The 15,226-nt window shown below is 67.1% G+C and carries 11 protein-coding genes; 7 read left to right on the top strand and 4 right to left on the bottom strand.

Annotated features, from left to right (window positions below):
• Positions 1-210 precede the first annotated feature (210 nt).
• Entirely contained in the window at positions 211-1,548 is a 1,338-nt protein-coding gene (gene glnA, locus RWX87_RS03015) for a type I glutamate--ammonia ligase (RefSeq protein ID WP_314686838.1), read from the top strand.
• Between the two features lie 54 nt (positions 1,549-1,602).
• Positions 1,603-2,832, top strand: coding sequence for an MFS transporter (locus RWX87_RS03020; RefSeq protein ID WP_314686841.1), 1,230 nt, complete (start codon positions 1,603-1,605; stop codon positions 2,830-2,832).
• Here RWX87_RS03020 and RWX87_RS03025 read toward each other — a convergent pair.
• The 3 genes from RWX87_RS03025 to RWX87_RS03035 are packed head-to-tail and all read right to left on the bottom strand — an operon-like array spanning position 2,802 to position 8,676.
• Entirely contained in the window at positions 2,802-3,758 is a 957-nt protein-coding gene (locus RWX87_RS03025; protein WP_314686798.1) for a hemagglutinin, read from the bottom strand. The two genes, RWX87_RS03020 and RWX87_RS03025, sit on opposite strands and share 31 nt — an antisense overlap.
• Positions 3,755-8,059, bottom strand: a complete 4,305-nt coding sequence (gene hrpA, locus RWX87_RS03030; protein WP_314686799.1) for an ATP-dependent RNA helicase HrpA — start codon at positions 8,057-8,059, stop codon at positions 3,755-3,757. The genes RWX87_RS03025 and hrpA overlap by 4 nt, the downstream gene beginning before the upstream one ends.
• Positions 8,056-8,676 (bottom strand): methyltransferase, encoded by a 621-nt coding sequence (locus RWX87_RS03035; protein ID WP_314686802.1) that lies wholly within the window; start codon positions 8,674-8,676, stop codon positions 8,056-8,058. Before RWX87_RS03035 ends, hrpA begins: the two co-directional genes overlap by 4 nt.
• 276 nt (positions 8,677-8,952) lie before the next feature.
• On the opposite strand from RWX87_RS03035, the gene hflX reads away from it, so the two are divergent.
• The 3 genes from hflX to RWX87_RS03050 all read left to right on the top strand — a co-directional run bounded on the left by hflX (position 8,953) and on the right by RWX87_RS03050 (position 12,964).
• The gene (hflX, locus tag RWX87_RS03040) at positions 8,953-10,407 is read left to right on the top strand and encodes a GTPase HflX (RefSeq protein WP_314686844.1); all 1,455 of its coding nucleotides are present in this window, start codon (positions 8,953-8,955) and stop codon (positions 10,405-10,407) included.
• Positions 10,408-10,584: 177 nt separating this feature from the next.
• Positions 10,585-11,547: an L-lactate dehydrogenase gene (locus RWX87_RS03045; protein ID WP_314686804.1), complete on the top strand. Its 963-nt coding sequence runs from the start codon at positions 10,585-10,587 to the stop codon at positions 11,545-11,547.
• Positions 11,548-12,058: 511 nt separating this feature from the next.
• Positions 12,059-12,964, top strand: coding sequence for a cation diffusion facilitator family transporter (locus RWX87_RS03050; protein WP_314686807.1), 906 nt, complete (start codon positions 12,059-12,061; stop codon positions 12,962-12,964).
• A 53-nt stretch (positions 12,965-13,017) separates the two neighbouring features.
• On the opposite strand, the gene lexA is transcribed toward RWX87_RS03050, so the two are convergent.
• Complete coding sequence (gene lexA, locus RWX87_RS03055; RefSeq protein ID WP_399552286.1) at positions 13,018-13,749, bottom strand: transcriptional repressor LexA; 732 nt, start codon at positions 13,747-13,749, stop codon at positions 13,018-13,020.
• A gap of 598 nt (positions 13,750-14,347) precedes the next feature.
• Here lexA and RWX87_RS03060 point away from each other — a divergent pair.
• Positions 14,348-14,689 (top strand): LysM peptidoglycan-binding domain-containing protein, encoded by a 342-nt coding sequence (locus RWX87_RS03060; RefSeq protein ID WP_314686810.1) that lies wholly within the window; start codon positions 14,348-14,350, stop codon positions 14,687-14,689.
• Positions 14,690-14,749: 60 nt separating this feature from the next.
• Positions 14,750-15,214 (top strand): transcriptional regulator NrdR, encoded by a 465-nt coding sequence (nrdR, locus tag RWX87_RS03065; RefSeq protein ID WP_314686845.1) that lies wholly within the window; start codon positions 14,750-14,752, stop codon positions 15,212-15,214.
• Positions 15,215-15,226 lie beyond the last annotated feature (12 nt).

Genomic DNA, 15,226 nt, shown 5'->3' on the forward strand with positions numbered 1-15,226 from the left:
GGCATCCTGAGAACCTCCGGCATCGTGCGGATCTCGGGCATCGGGAGAGTATGCGGCATCGTGCGGACCTCGGGCGTCGTGCGAATCTTCCGAACCGAGCGTGAATCGGACGTGAATTCTCGTCGCCACGCCGTGGCTTCCGGCATGCTTTCTGATGAGCTCCCGGCGTGTTTCGACCCACTGTCATAGAGGCATGGAACCATGGGGGCCATGGATAAGCAGCAGGAGTTCGCTCTGCGAACGGTCGAGGAACGCGATGTGCGCTTCATTCGTCTGTGGTTCACCGATGTGCTGGGGACGCTGAAGTCCGTGGCCATCGCCCCCGCCGAGCTGGAGGCGGCGTTCGAGGAGGGGCTGGGCTTCGACGGCTCGGCCATCGAGGGCATGACGCGCGTGTCCGAGGACGACATGATCGTCAAGCCGGATCCCTCCACCTTCCAGATCCTCCCCTGGAGAGGCGGTCCCCAGGGCACGGCCCGGATGTTCTGCGACATCCTCACCCCCGAGGGCGAGCCGTCGCTCGGCGATCCGCGTCATGTGCTCAAAACCGCGCTTGCCAAGGCCAAGGAGAAGGGCTTCACCTTCTACGTGCATCCGGAGATCGAGTTCTATCTCTTCGAGCGTCAGGACGACTGGTCGCAGACGCCCACCCCCATCGATGAGGGCGGCTACTTCGACCATGTGCCGCGCAGTCCCGGAATGGACTTCCGCCGTGCCACGGTGAACATGCTCGAGCAGATGGGCATCTCCGTCGAGTACTCTCACCACGAGGCGGGTCCCGGTCAGAACGAGATCGACCTGAGATACGCCGACGCCCTCACCACGGCCGACAACATCATGACCTTCCGCACGGTCGTCAAGGAGATTTCGCTGGAGCGGGGCATCCATGCCAGCTTCATGCCCAAGCCCTTCGCCGATCAGCCAGGATCCGGCATGCACACGCATCTGAGTCTGTTCGAGGGCGATTCCAACGCCTTCTACGAGGCGGGCCAGGAGTTCAACATGTCGCTGGTGGCCCGGCAGTTCGCCGCGGGCATCCTCTACCATGCCGCGGAGATCAGCGCGGTCGTCGACCAGTACGTCAACTCGTACAAGCGCCTCTGGGGCGGCAACGAGGCCCCGAGCTACATCTGCTGGGGACACAACAACCGCTCGGCGCTGCTTCGCATCCCCCAGTACAAGCCCGGCAAGGGCAACTCGGCGCGTATGGAGTTCCGTGCCCTCGATCCCGTCGCCAACCCGTATCTCGCCTATTCGGTGCTCCTGGCCGCGGGTCTCGACGGCATCGAGAAGAAGATGGTGCTCGGCGATCCGACCAGCGACGACGTGTGGGAGCTCACCGACGACGAACGCCAGGCGATGGGCATCCAGCCGCTTCCGCATTCGCTCGACGAGGCTCTGAAGGCCATGGAGAAGTCCGACTTCGTCGCCGGGGTGATCGGGGAGCACGCCTTCGAGTACTTCCTGCGCAACAAGCGTCAGGAATGGGATCAGTACAGCCGACAGGTCACGCCCTATGAGCTGCGCAAATACCTTCCTCGCCTGTAGGCGCCTGCCTTCGGAACAGTGGCACCATCGGTGACATCATCCAGTGACGCCCCCGTGAGGACTCATTCGGCCCCCTCCGCTGCGCTTCCGGAGGGCAGACGTTTCTTTTCGCCCGCCGTTCTCACGTTGATCTTCTCCACCTTCCTGCTGGGTATGAGCGAGTTCGTGATCGTCGGCATCCTGCCGGACGTGGCCCACAGCCTTGACGTTTCCGAGGTCACGGTCGGCAATCTGGTCGCCGTTTTCGCCGTCGTGTACGCGCCGTGCACGCCCTTCGGATCCGCCTACGTGGCGCGTTTCCCGCGCTTCGCGACGCATGTCACGCTCATCGCCGTGTTCCTCGCCGGCAACGTGCTGTGCGCCTTCGCGGTCGGATACGGCATGCTCGTCGTCGGGCGCGTCGTCATTGCGGTGGTGTCCGGAACGCTGGTGGCGGTCGCGATGACCTACGCCCCTGACGTCGTCTCACCACGCAACCGCACGCGTTTCATCGCCTGGGTGTTCTCCGGCTTCTCCGTGGCCTCCGTCGTCGGCGTGCCCGTGGGCACCTGGGTGGCAGGCGTGCTCGGATGGCGCTGGTCCTTCCATCTCATCGATCTGCTCACCGTGGCGCTGCTCGCCGCCATGGCCGTCACCCTTCCGCGCGGCGGTCGACCGATCCGCATGGGCTTCCTCGCCCAGTTCCGGCTCTTCTTCGACCGACGCATCCAGCTCGGCGTGCTCGCCGTCGTGTTCGGAGCGGCCGCCAGCTACACCTTCTACACGTATCTGACGCCGATACTCCGTGACGAGGTCGGCGTGCCCGCGAGATACGTGTCCACGGCCCTCGTCGTCTTCGGGCTGGCCTGCCTATGGAGCAACCTCGTCAGCGGGCGGTTGGCGGCGCGCGGAGAGGGTGTGGAACCGCTCACGCGTATCCGCCCGATCTACCTCGTGCAGGCCGTGATGCTGTGTCTTCTCGCCTTCGCGGCCCAGGTCCCGGTTCTCGGCGCGGTGCTTCTCGTCGTCCTCGGCATGATGATGTACCTGCAGAACTCGGCTTCGCAGGTGCTGTACATGGACACGGCCGCCTCCGCGCATCCGGGGTCCATGAATCTCGCGGCCTCGTTGAACTCCATGTCCTTCAACATCGGCATCGCCTTGGGCTCGGCCGTCGGGGGAGCGGTGAACGACGTCTCCGGGCTTCGCTGGCTGGGGCCGTCCGGGGCCGTGTTCGCTCTGCTCGCCGTCGGAACCGTCACCCTGCTGCGACGTTACGTCGTCGAGCCGAACCAGTCGGTGTAGATGAGCCAGAAGTTGCGGTTGCCGTAGCTCGAGCAGGAGTCGCCCTCGCCCGCCCCGGCCTTCAGTGCCGCCACGTTCGGCTGGTAGGGCGTGTAGATGTACAGCAGACGCGTCGCCCTGCCGCGGATGACGACGTTCGCGCCGCCGCAGGCCGAATCAGGACTGTACCGTACGAAGCTCAGCGATCCGACCGTGTATCCGTAGCGGTCGCCGTGCGCCAGATAGTAGCGGAAGCGCTTCGCCGCACCGAACACCTGTTTGAAGAATCCGGCGTATTCCGGGTCGCAGTCGGCGGTGTCCGGACAGCTCAGACCCATCGCCGCCTCGTACTGGAAGTCGGTCGTGGACGTGGCCGTGACGAGATGCTGCTCCTTCTGGAGCATGACGAGGAGCACCTGCGGGCTGATGGTGCAGGCCTTCGCGGCCTTGGCGATGATGCCCGCGGCCGTCTGGCGGTTGCTCGCATCGGCCGTGTAGGCGCCGCACAGCGAGTCGGCCTTCTGTGCGGAGGTCTCGAAGACCTTGGTTTTCAGGCAGCCGTCCCCGCTGCAGGAGGAGCCCTTCTCGTTGAGGAACGCCTGAATCTCCGCCTGGCTCATGGCGTTGGCGTCGAAGAAGCTCGAATCGGAGATGATGTCGCCGGGATCGAAGCCGTATTCGGCGGACAGCTCGGTCTGCCGGTCCTCGGCCGCCTTGATCAGAAGGCGCCACTGGACGACGCGGACCAGCCCCATGATGAGAGCGATGACGACGATGACGGCCACGATGCCGCCCAGCGCCATGCCGATGTGGCCGGAGATCCCCGAGCGCCGCCAGCGCGACCGCAGCGTGCGCAGGGGATGGCGCAGCGTCCTGCGCAGCGCCCGTCCGAGCGTCTGCCGTCGCGTCGGGGGACGTCGTCCGTGGGAAGGCTTCGCAGCCGTCATGCCAGAGCCCGGTGGATGCGCTGAAGGCTGACGGGTTCGGCGGTCCCGAGCTCCTGCGCCCACAACGAGACGTAGAACTCCTCGAGCATCCAGCGGGCCTTCACGGCCTTCTCCATCGCCTGCTCGTGGCGGGGACCGGCGGGTTCGCCCTTCGCCTGCATCATGGCCTTCTCCACCAGCGTGTGGGCCTCATCGGCCTTCCACGCCCAGCGCACGTCACGATTGCGGTCCTTCCTGGCCTTCTCGAGCCGCAGCAGGTCGGCACGCAGATAGCGCTCGATGCGGCGCAGCGAATCCGGGGGTGCCTGACCGATGAATCCGGGGAAGACGAGCGAGTCGATATGCTCTCGTATCCACTGCAGCACGGCGAGCAGGGGAAGATCCGCCGGCCCGGACACGGCCCTGTCGACTTCGGCGTGGCGTTCGAGGATGGCGATGGCGTCATGCGCGACATCGTAGACGGTGTCCTCAAAAATCTCCCGAACGCCCTCCACCGCGGTCGCCAGCGCCTCGTCGTCAGGCAGGTCCACCGCATGGGGGAGCAGTCTCTTGACGGCGGCCAGCTGCAGGTCCTCCGCCAACGCGGAGGTGTTCGGGTACGGCGCCGACGCGAGACGCAGCGCCTCCGTCCCCAGCCAGCGGCTGGAGACCCGCTCGTCCGGAAGCTTCAGCGCCTTGAGGGCCGCCTTCCACAGCATGGAGGAACGCGATTCCGTGGTCGCGCCCGCGCGATGCAGCAGATTGGCCTTCTCGACGACCTCGCCGCGTCTTTCCGCGGCCGCCGCCTTCCGTCCGACCTCATGGCGGGCGGACTGGCGCGCCTGCTCGGCGAACCGACGCTGCAGCTCGGTCAGGGACTTTCCGGTCCCGAGGACCTGAGGCGCCCCGTGGCCACGGGCGGAGTTCGCCGTCTGCGGTTCGTTCTGCGGATTGCCATGTGAATCCGCGCGCGAATCGTCGCGTGACACATCACCGTGGAGATCACCGTGCGAGTCGTCGCGTGGATTCCTCTGCGTATCCCCTCGTGCCGTATCCCCGCGCCGTGACTTCCCGTCCGCGTTCCCGCGACGCCCGTCGGCCGTCCGACTCTCCGGGTTCCCTTCGACACTGAAGGTCATGCGCAGATAGGGGGGGAGCCGGTCCACCAGCGTCTCGGACAGCACCTCGGGATGGATCTGCGCGCCGACCACCTCGATGGCCGCGCGGGCGAAGACGTGGAGGAAGTCCGGCCATGAGCCCGCCGCCCTTTTGCCGCCGGAGTCGTGTGAACCGGAGCCTCCCGAACCGACCGAACCGCCCGATTTGCCGGAGCGGCCCGAACCACCCGTACCCTCCGCGTCACCGTCCTGCGGGGGAGACGCCGGACGTCCGTCCCTCCCCGATCCGGGCAGGTCCGGATAATGCTCGTCGACCCATCCGCGGATCGATCGCGCGGCGTCCGGGGCAGGGACGAACTGCACCCGCAGGGCCTTCGGCAGGGCGCGGATGGTGCCGAGGATGAGCTCGTCGAGCAGTCCGGGCACGTTCCAGGTGAACTGCTCGGGCGACAGTCGCGATAGCGCGGAGATCGGCACATGCACCGTGACCCCGTCGGCCGGGTTCTGCGGGTCGTACAGATAGCCGAGTCTCAGATCCACGGCCGCGCCGTCGGTGGTCCGGGTATGCCACCTGTCCGGATAGTCGTCCAGGCTGGCCGTCTCCACCTCCTCGAGACGGTCCACCGCATCAGGATCGAAGTCGAGCAGATGCGGATGCGCGTCATGCCCATGCCTCCACCAGTCGGCCAGCGTCGCGACGGAGGTGGCCTCTGGCGGCAGCACCGCGTCATAGAAGTCCGCGAGGTCGTCGTCGTTCACCGTGCCGCCGGGATGACGGGTGCGGTTCGAGTCGTCGCCGGCGCGTTCGAGGATGTCGAGATTGCCCCGGACGAAGTCGTCATGGTCGAAGCGCTCGTGGATGTCGCCCTCCACCAGGCCCTGACGGATGAGCATCTGCCGGGCCTCGACGGGGTTGATGCGTCCCCACTGCACCGTGCGGTCCGCCACGATGGGCAGTCCGTACAGCAGCAGCCTGGCCTTCGCCACCGCGGACCCGCGCGATCCCGACCAGTGCGGCTCGGCGTAGGTGGTGCGCAGCAGCGATCCGGCGAGCGGCTCCGCCCAGGACGGGTCGATGGTGGCGGCGTAGCGCGCCCACAGCCGGGAGGTCTCGACCAGCTCCGCACCCATCACCCAGCTGGGCGGCTTGCGGGAGACGGCGGAGGCGGGGAAGATCGCGAAATGGGTGCCGCGGGCGCCGAGATACTCGTTGCGCGCCGTCTTGGTCGCCCGCTTCATCGCCCGAGCCCTCGCGGCGCCCTTGAGTCCCGCGAAGTCGGAGGCCTTGGGCTCCCGCACCACCTGCATGCCCATCATGGACAGCAGCCCGGCGAGCATGGAACGGTGAATGCCTTCGGAGTCCCAGGACCGGCACAGGGCGTGCGCCGGCTGACGCTCCGGCGGAAGTCCGGTCACGCTCGGATCGGGTCGGGAGACGGGAGTGACCTCGCCCACCGTGAAACGCAATTCGCGGCACATCCCGCGCAGCTGCGAGACGAGGTCCCTCCACTGGCGCAGTCGCAGGAAGCTGAGGAATTCGTCTCTGCTGAGACGCCGCAGAGCGCCGTTGCCGGGGTTGCCGTCGACCTCGAAGACCCGGTCCCACAGATTGAGCGCGGTGAGGAAGTCGCTGGTCGGGTCGGCGTAGCGGTTGTGCAGACGGTCGGCCTCCTCGCGCTTCTCCTCGGGTCGCTCGCGCGGGTCCTGAAGGCTGAGGAAGGCGACGATGACGAGCACGGCGGCCAGGGTGTTCGGCGTGGTCCTGTTCGCGGCCTCGATGACCATGCGCCCCAGACGCACATCGATGGGCAGTCGGGCCAGCTGACGGCCGATTCTCGTGAGCGTGGCGTCGCTCCCGTCCCCGCGGATCGCCCCCAGCTCGGAGAGCTCCGCGAAGCCGTCCGTCACGGAGCGGGTGTCCGGAGGGTCGATGAAGCCGAAATGCGTCACGTCGTTCGCCGTGCGGGCCACTCCGACGGACAGCATGTGCAGCACCACCGCCCCCAGCGAGGTGCGCAGGATCTCCGGTTCGGTGAACCGTGGTCGAGTCTCATAGTCCTCGGCGGAGTACAGGCGGATGGCGATGCCGTCGGCCACGCGGCCGCATCGGCCGGAGCGCTGGTCGGCGCTCGCCTGCGAGACGGGCTCGATGGGCAGACGCTGCACCTTGGCCGTCTTCGAATACCGCGAGATACGGGCGGTGCCCGGATCCACGACATAGCGGATGCCGGGGACGGTGAGCGAGGTCTCGGCCACGTTGGTGGCGATGACGATGCGCTGATGCGCATGCGCCTCGAACACGCGGTGCTGCTCCTTGGCGGAGAGGCGGGCGAACAGGGGGACGATCTCGATGGCATCCGGGCGACGAAGGTCGGAGGCACGAGGACCGAAATGGCGGCGCAGCGCCGTCTCAAAGTCGCGGATGTCGCGCTCGCCGGAGGCGAAGACGAGGATGTCGCGCGGCCCGCGTTCATGCGTGGAGCGCAGGGCCAGCTCGGCGCAGGCCCGCGCCACGGCGGTGGGAACGTCCATCTCGCCGGACTCGTCGTCGGACATGTCCTCGAAGCCGGGGACGTGATCCATCAGGGCCGGCGGCTCGTCCGGCGGCTCGTACACGACCTGCACGGGCCAGGTGCGTCCGGACACCTCGATGACGGGCACCTCGGCGTGCAGCGCCCTGGCGAAATGGTCGCGGAACTTCACCGAATCGATGGTGGCGGAGGTGATGATGAGCCTGAGGTCCGGGCGGCGCGGGAGCAGGGCGGTGAGATAGCCGAGCAGGAAGTCGATGTTCAGGCTGCGCTCGTGCGCCTCGTCGATGATCACCGTGTCGTAGCGCGACAGCTGCGGGTCGCGCTGGATCTGCGCGAGCAGGATGCCGTCGGTGACGATGCGCAGGCGCGTCCCCGGCGAGCTTTCGTCGGTGAAGCGCACCTGGTAGCCGATCTCCTGGCCGAGATGCACGCCCATCTCCTGGCACAGGCGTTCGGCGACCGTGCGGGCCGCGATGCGCCGCGGCTGCGTGTGGACGATCTGACGGCCGTGGCCGCCGCGGCCCATCTCCAGCAGCATCTTGGGTATCTGCGTGGTCTTGCCCGAACCGGTCTGTCCGGAGATGATGACGACCTGGCTGGAGCGGACGGCGGCGATGATGTCGTCATGCGCCGCGCTGACCGGGAGCTCCGCGGGATAGTCGTATCTCATGCGGTGCGGCGCACCTCGATGACGCGGTATCCCTTGGAGCTCGCGTACTTCGAGCAGGCGAAGGACGGGAGCGCCGAGGAGAGCCAGGCGAGCAGCGAATCGGAGCCCAGATTGCGCTGGACGACGAGATACGCGGTCCCCGACGGGTTCAGCCGGGGCAGCCAGGACATCAGCAGCGCGTGGAGCGCCTCCTTGCCCACGCGGATGGGCGGATTGGACCAGATGAGGTCGAAGCGCAGGTCCTCGGGGACCGCGTCCGCGAGGACGGCATGCACGTTGGGGGCGGAGTTGGAGGCCGCGTTGCGAGCGGTGAGCTCGACGGCGCGCTCGTTCACGTCCACGGCCCAGACGGAGGCCTCCGGGGACTCCAGGGCCATCGTCAGCGACAGAGGACCCCAGCCGCAGCCGAGGTCGAGGAGGGTGCCTCGAAGAGGCGGTTCGGGGGCATGCCTGAGCAGCACCGAGGTGCCGAGGTCGAGTCGATGCGCGGAGAACACGCCGTTCGAGGTCTCGACCGTCACGTCACGGCCGCGCAGCTCGAGGTGGAGGCTGCGGCGGACGTCGGGGGACTCGGGGGAGGAGGAGAAGTACTGCTCGCCGCCGTCGCCCTGTGCCATCTGCGTCTCCCCCCGGTCGTGGTGACCTGGTCGTCGTGCTCTGGATCATCGTGCCGCCGCTTCCGCCGACGGCGCAGGGCTTGTCGCCCAACACGATGATAATAGCGTCCATATTCCTACGCGGAGAGGTGGTACGTGACGCAGAGCCTGCGGGATGCCGGTACGGGACGTGTGATGACGGACGATGACGCCGATGGGGTCCCCGATCGAGTCGTTGATGGGGATGGTGCGAAGGGAGCGGCCGATGGTCGCGGGGGGGCTTCGACGCGCGCGGCCATGATGTCCGGCTCCTCGCTGACGGGCTCCTCGGACGTGCTGCTCGCCGACTCCGCGGCCGGGGCCGCGGCTGGACGGACCAGCGAGGAGTGGCGGGAGCGGGAGGCGCGCAACGAGTTCAAGCACGTCGCCGGTCTGGGTGAGCTTCAGGACGTCACCGAGGTCGAGTACCGGCGGCTCAGACTCGAAAGGGTCGTCCTCGTCGGCGTCTGGTCGTCCGCGACGAGCACGCCGGCCCAGGCGGAGGAGTCGCTGAGGGAGCTCGCCGCGCTCGCCGAGACGGCCGGTGCGGTGGTGTGCGACGGGCTGCTCCAGCATCGCTTCAAGCCGGATGCGGCCACCTACGTGGGCAGCGGCAAGGCCCGCGAGCTGGCCGGCATCGTGGCCGAGCGCGAGGCGGACACCATCATCGTCGACGACGACATGGCGCCCAGCCAGCGCCGCGCCCTCGAGGACGCCACGAAGGTCAAGGTCGTCGACCGCACGGCCGTCATCCTCGACATCTTCGCCCAGCACGCGACCAGCCGCGAGGGCAAGGCCCAGGTCGAGCTCGCCCAGCTCGAGTACATGCTTCCGCGCCTGCGTGGCTGGGGCGGTTCGCTGTCCCGTCAGGCCGGCGGGCGTGCGGCCGGCGCGGACGCCGGCATCGGCTCGCGTGGCCCCGGCGAGACGAAGATCGAGATGGATCGCCGCGTCATCCGCACCCGCATCGCCCGGCTGCGTCGCCAGATCGCCCGCATGGCTCCGGCGCGCGAGGTCAAGCGCGGCTCGCGCCGGCGCTTCGGCATGCCCACCGTGGCCGTCGTCGGATACACGAACGCCGGCAAGTCCTCGCTGACGAACAGGCTCACGGGCTCCGGCGAGCTCGTCGAGAACGCGCTGTTCGCCACCCTTGACACGGCCGTGCGGCGCGCCAGGGCCGCTGACGGCCGCATCTACGCCTACGTGGACACGGTCGGGTTCGTCCGCCGTCTGCCCACGCAGCTCGTCGAGGCCTTCAAGTCCACGCTGGAGGAGGTCGCGGACGCGGACGTCATCCTCCACGTCGTGGACGCCTCCCATCCCGACCCCTTCGGGCAGATCGACGCGGTCAACGCCATTCTGGCGGATATCGAGGGCGCCGAGGACATCCCCCGCGTCATCGCCTTCAACAAATGCGACCGCGTGGACGAGGCCATGCGCGACCGGTTGCACGCCCTGTACCCGGACTCCCATGTGGTATCCGCCTTCACCGGCGAGGGGATCGAGGCGCTGAAGGCCGATGTCGAGTGTCTGCTGCCCGTCCCCGACGTGCATGTCAGCGCCCTGCTGCCCTACACCGCCGGATCGCTCGTCTCACGCGTCAGGGAGTACGGACGGGTGGACAGCGTCGACTATCGGGACGACGGCGTGCGCATCGAGGCCGACGTCGATGCCCCTCTTGCGGCCCGCGTCGTCGAACAGGCCATCGGCTGAGACGTTGGCGCCCGCGTCCGACATCATCGCGAGAACGCTCACATCGCCGTCACGTCGCCGTCCTTCGACGTCTCCGCGACCCGAGCGAATCCACGTCACAGTGTGTGGATACAGTGAAACCGCTGAAATAACGAAGCCCGTCACGAACGGGGTATCAGGCTAAGAGAGGTCCGATATATGGTGGATTCACCGATCAAGCCCACGAAGCTCGCGATCATCGGCGCCGGGGCCGTGGGCTCCACGCTCGCCTTCGCCGCCGCCCAGCGTGGCGTGGCCCGCGAGATCGTCCTCGAGGACATCGCCAAGGAGCGCGTCGAGGCCGAGGTGCTCGACATGCAGCATGGCTCCAGCTTCTATCCCACGGTCTCCATCGACGGGTCCGACGACGTCGAGGTCTGCCGTGACGCCGACATGGTCGTCATCACCGCCGGCGCCAGGCAGAAGCCCGGACAGTCGCGCCTCGACCTGGCCGGCGCGACCATCCAGATCATGAAGTCGATCATCCCGGGCGTCGTGAAGGTCGCCCCGAACGCCATCTACATGCTCATCACGAATCCGGTGGACGTCGTCACCCATGTGTCGATGAAGCTCTCCGGCCTGCCGACGAACCAGATCTTCGGCTCCGGGACGAACCTCGACTCGGCGCGTCTGCGCTTCCTCATCGCGCAGCAGACCGGCGTCAACGTCAAGAACGTCCACGCCTACATCGCCGGCGAGCACGGCGACTCCGAGGTTCCTCTGTGGGCCTCCGCGACCATCGGCGGCGTCCCCATGTGCGACTGGGCCCCGCTGCCCGGCCATGATCCCCTGGATGCCGCCAAGCGCGAGGAGATCCATCAGGAGGTCAAGAACGCCGCCTACCGGATCATCAACGGCAAGGGCGCCACGAACTACGCCATCGCCATGTCCGGGGTGGACATCATCGAGGCCATTCTGCACGACACCAACAGGATCCTGCCGGTGAGCTCGCTGCTCGACGGCTTCCACGGCATCTCCGGCGTGTGCATGTCCGTGCCGACCCTGCTCAACCGCCAGGGCGTCAACTCGCGGATCAACACGCCGGTGTCCGACCGTGAGCTCGCCGCGCTCAAGCGCTCCGCCGAGACCCTCAAGGAGACCGCCGCCAAGTTCGGCTTCTGAGCGGTTCGGCGTCCTGCCCTTCGGTGGGACGCATGGGATCACGACGATGGTCCGGCTTCCTTCAACGGAGTCGGGCCATCGCCATGTCTGCGCATCGTCCCGGCTTGTTCACCTCCGCGTTTCCGCGTCCTGCGTGACCATGCCGGTGGATGACATCCGAATGGCATTCCATTGATTGGGGCCGCGATCGTCGGAGGGGCCGGCGCATCCGTCGTCCTCGATCAGATGACGACGATTCCCATCGTCATGAGTCCATGGTGTGAACACCGTTCGTTCGCCTGCGCTGTCGACCAGCCAGCGCAAGTGCACAACATTCCGACAATGGCGGAATTCCGCCGTTTCGCTCTGTTCTTTCGCTTCCGACCGCGGTATAGTCGGTCCCCGCGCCCGGTGGGTCGAACGTTCGAGGAGGTTCGCGGTGGATGATGCGCATGGTTCTGACGGTGACGTCGGGAAGACACCTGGTTCCGGTTCCGGTGCCGGTGGGGACCATCGTCTCCGTTCCGAGGGGATGGATCCGAACCGCGAGCATCAGCGCCGGCTGTCCCTGACGCTGGCCCTGACGGGGACGGTGTTCATCGTCGAGCTCGTCGGCGCCGCCATCACCGGGTCGCTCGCCCTGCTCGTGGACGCGGGCCATATGCTCACCGACCTCTCGGTGCTTTCCGCGTCCGTGGTCACGGCTCTGCTGATGCGGCGCAAGCCGAACGGCACGCGCACCTGGGGGTGGGCTCGTCTCGAGGTGCTCACTGCCGCGGGCGGCGCCCTGGCCCTTCTTTTCGTGGGGCTCTACGCCATCGTGGAGGCGGGGATGCGCCTGTTCGGCACGGCCGACGAGGAAATCCACGACATCCGCCTGCTTCTCGCCTTCGGCGTCCTTGGTCTCCTTGCGAACGCCGGGTCGATGGCCATCCTCTCCTCACGGCGCGCCGACAACATGAACATGCGGGCGGCCTTCCTCGAGGTCATCAACGACGCCCTGGGATCGGTGGCGGTCGTCGTCTCCGCCATCGTGATGATGATCACCGGCTGGAACGGCTTCGACGCCGTGGCCGGTGGGCTCATCGCGCTTCTCATGATTCCTCGGGCCGTGCTGCTGCTGCGCAACGCCGTACGCGTGCTGCTCGAGGAGACTCCCGATGGTCTCGACCTCTCCGCCGTGAGGGAGCATATGGAGAGGGTTCCGCACGTCGTCGCCGTCCACGATCTGCACGCCAGCACGGTCTCGACCGGCATGCCCGTGCTCATGGCCCATGTGGAGGTGGATGACGGCCTCGACATGGAGCAGACCTCCCGGATCCTCGAAAGCCTGCAGGAGTGCCTCAGAAGACATTTTCCGGTGTCGGTGGAGCATACGACGTTCCAGCTCGAACCGGTGGGATACCGTCGCCGGCATTCGGAGCGCCTGCATTCCTAGAAGGCCGCCTCCGGCGACGCCGTTGCGGCGTCGGTCCCGCGTCCGTCGATGCGTTACAGCCGGCGCAGAACCGTGACGACCCTGCCCATGATCCGGGCGTCGGTGCCGTCGATGGGGGAGTAGGCGGGATTGTGGGGGATGAGCCAGACGTGTCCCCGCTCCCGGCGGAAGGTTTTCACCGTCGCCTCGTCATCCAGCAGGGCGGCGACGATGTCGCCGTTCTCCGCCGTCTCCTGCTCGCGGACCACGACGAAGTCCCCGTCGCAGATGGCCGCATCCACCATCGAGTCGCCATGCACCTCGAGCATGAAGAGATTGCCGTCCCCGGTGAGTCGCTCGGGCAGTCGCATGACGTCCTCGACATGCTGCTCGGCGGTGATGGGCGTGCCGGCGGCGATGCGTCCGACAAGAGGCACGTCGCGTGAGTCGAGGATGGACGGGCTGTCGTCGTCCAACGTGGGGAAGGGGAAGATCCTGGCGCCCTGGCGGCCCGCGTTCGGTCGTCCATGGTCCGTCGGCGCGCTCGAACCGGCCTGTGGCGTCGGACGGTCGGAGGTTGCGGAGGCATGGCCCGATGGCGACGAGGCCGGGGTCGGATCGGCCGGCGTGGTGTCCTGCGGATTCGTCGCATCCACGAGTTCGATGGCGCGTCCCTTGTTCGCCCCCATGCGGATGAATCCGAGCAGTTCAAGGGTTTCCAACTGATGCTTGACGGAGGAGGTGCTCTTCAGACCGACATGCTCGCCGATCTCGCGGAAGGAGGGGGCGAATCCGCTTTCGGCCATATGCGTCCTGATGGCCTTCAGAACAAGCTTCTGTCGTTCGGTGAGAGAGGGTCGCTCAGTGAGAGAGGGGGTCCCGCCTGCATCCGACTCGGGTCCCCGGTCGTCCTCCGGGGATGTCGTGGCACCCGCGTCCGGGCCCGAGGGCTTTCGGGGGGAGGACCCCGCATGCGGGGTGAAGGGGACGGTGCTCACCGGCTGCTCCTTTCGGGAACTGGGACCAGCATAACGTGTCGGTCCTGTGAAATCAAACATCTGTTCGATGATTTCCCTTGTTTTGGTCGAACATCCGTGCGATAGTAAGAACATCCGTTCGATAGAACATATGTTCGATTGACGGGGGAAGAGATGCGGAGGAAGGGAGCACACCATGATCTCCATGACGGCTGGATTGATGACGTCCGAACCGATGATGTTTCCGGTGATCGGATGTGCGACGGCCCGGCTGACGCCGCGCTCCGTCAGTGGCGGGTCCCCGCAGGGGAAGCGAACCGGAGAATCGCCGCGACTTGCGTTCCTGGAGGCTGACTCCCCGGTTCGTCCGAGCGTGGCGGAGAAGGCCCGGGCTCGTCGTGCCTTCGCTGTGAGGAGCGGCTCCTTCATGGCCATGTCGCAGTCAGCGTCGCCGACTCCGAAACGCGAACGCGCGACGCTGACGAGGCGGGGGAGGGTGGTGACCGTGCTTCTCGCGTTCGCGCTTTCCTGTGGCGCTGTGGGCGGCTTCGCCGCGGTGCGTGCGCAGTCGGCCACCGGTCCCGTCGAGACATCGACCGAGGTCGTGCAGCAGGGGGACACCCTATGGACCTATGCCGAAGGCATTACGCCGCGGGGAGATGACGTCTCGGTGACGGTCGATCGGCTTATGGCCCTGAACAATCTCGACAGCGCCACGCTTCATCCGGGGCAGCGCATCGTCGTCCCCGTGGACTCCTCGCAGTGGTGACCGTGGCAGGTGATGCCGCGGCAGGGGGTGACGCGGCCTCCTAAGGCTATTGTGGAGAGCATGCATTGCCCGTTCTGTCAGAACCCCGACACGAAGGTCGTCGATACTCGGCTGAGCGAGGATGGCCACACCATCCGGCGCCGGCGAGAATGCCCCCACTGCGGTCGACGCTTCACGACGGTCGAAAGCACCATGCTTCTCGTGCTCAAACGCTCGGGGAACGTCGAGCCCTTTGACCGCGCCAAGGTCATCGCCGGAGTTCGCAAGGCCTGTCAGGGCCGTCCCATCGACGAAGACGACCTCAAGGCCCTGGGGCAGAAGGTCGAGGAGGACCTGCGTTCGCGTGGCCTCGCCCAGGTGAAATCCGAGGACGTCGGCAAAGCCATCCTCGGGCCTCTGCGCGATCTCGACGAGGTCGCGTATCTGCGTTTCGCAAGCGTCTACCGCAACTTCGGCGATCTCGAGGACTTCCAGAAGGCCATCAACGGGCTGCGCCACGACCGTGACGAGCATGCCTCGGAATGATCGTCACGGTCG

Origin of the sequence: uncultured Bifidobacterium sp. (genome assembly GCF_963540075.1) — a bacterium.
In the GTDB taxonomy this organism is placed as follows: domain Bacteria; phylum Actinomycetota; class Actinomycetes; order Actinomycetales; family Bifidobacteriaceae; genus Bifidobacterium.

Bases quoted from the DNA above. Each gene is read 5' to 3' on its own strand.
- glnA (WP_314686838.1), top strand. From the start codon at position 211: ATGGATAAGCAGCAGGAGTTCGCTCTGCGAACGGTCGAGGAACGCGAT.
- RWX87_RS03025 (WP_314686798.1), bottom strand. From the start codon at position 3,758: ATGACGGCTGCGAAGCCTTCCCACGGACGACGTCCCCCGACGCGACGG.
- hrpA (WP_314686799.1), bottom strand. From the start codon at position 8,059: ATGAGATACGACTATCCCGCGGAGCTCCCGGTCAGCGCGGCGCATGAC.
- RWX87_RS03035 (WP_314686802.1), bottom strand. From the start codon at position 8,676: ATGGCACAGGGCGACGGCGGCGAGCAGTACTTCTCCTCCTCCCCCGAG.
- hflX (WP_314686844.1), top strand. From the start codon at position 8,953: ATGATGTCCGGCTCCTCGCTGACGGGCTCCTCGGACGTGCTGCTCGCC.
- RWX87_RS03045 (WP_314686804.1), top strand. From the start codon at position 10,585: ATGGTGGATTCACCGATCAAGCCCACGAAGCTCGCGATCATCGGCGCC.
- RWX87_RS03050 (WP_314686807.1), top strand. From the start codon at position 12,059: ATGGATCCGAACCGCGAGCATCAGCGCCGGCTGTCCCTGACGCTGGCC.
- lexA (WP_399552286.1), bottom strand. From the start codon at position 13,749: ATGGCCGAAAGCGGATTCGCCCCCTCCTTCCGCGAGATCGGCGAGCAT.
- RWX87_RS03060 (WP_314686810.1), top strand. From the start codon at position 14,348: ATGGCCATGTCGCAGTCAGCGTCGCCGACTCCGAAACGCGAACGCGCG.
- nrdR (WP_314686845.1), top strand. From the start codon at position 14,750: ATGCATTGCCCGTTCTGTCAGAACCCCGACACGAAGGTCGTCGATACT.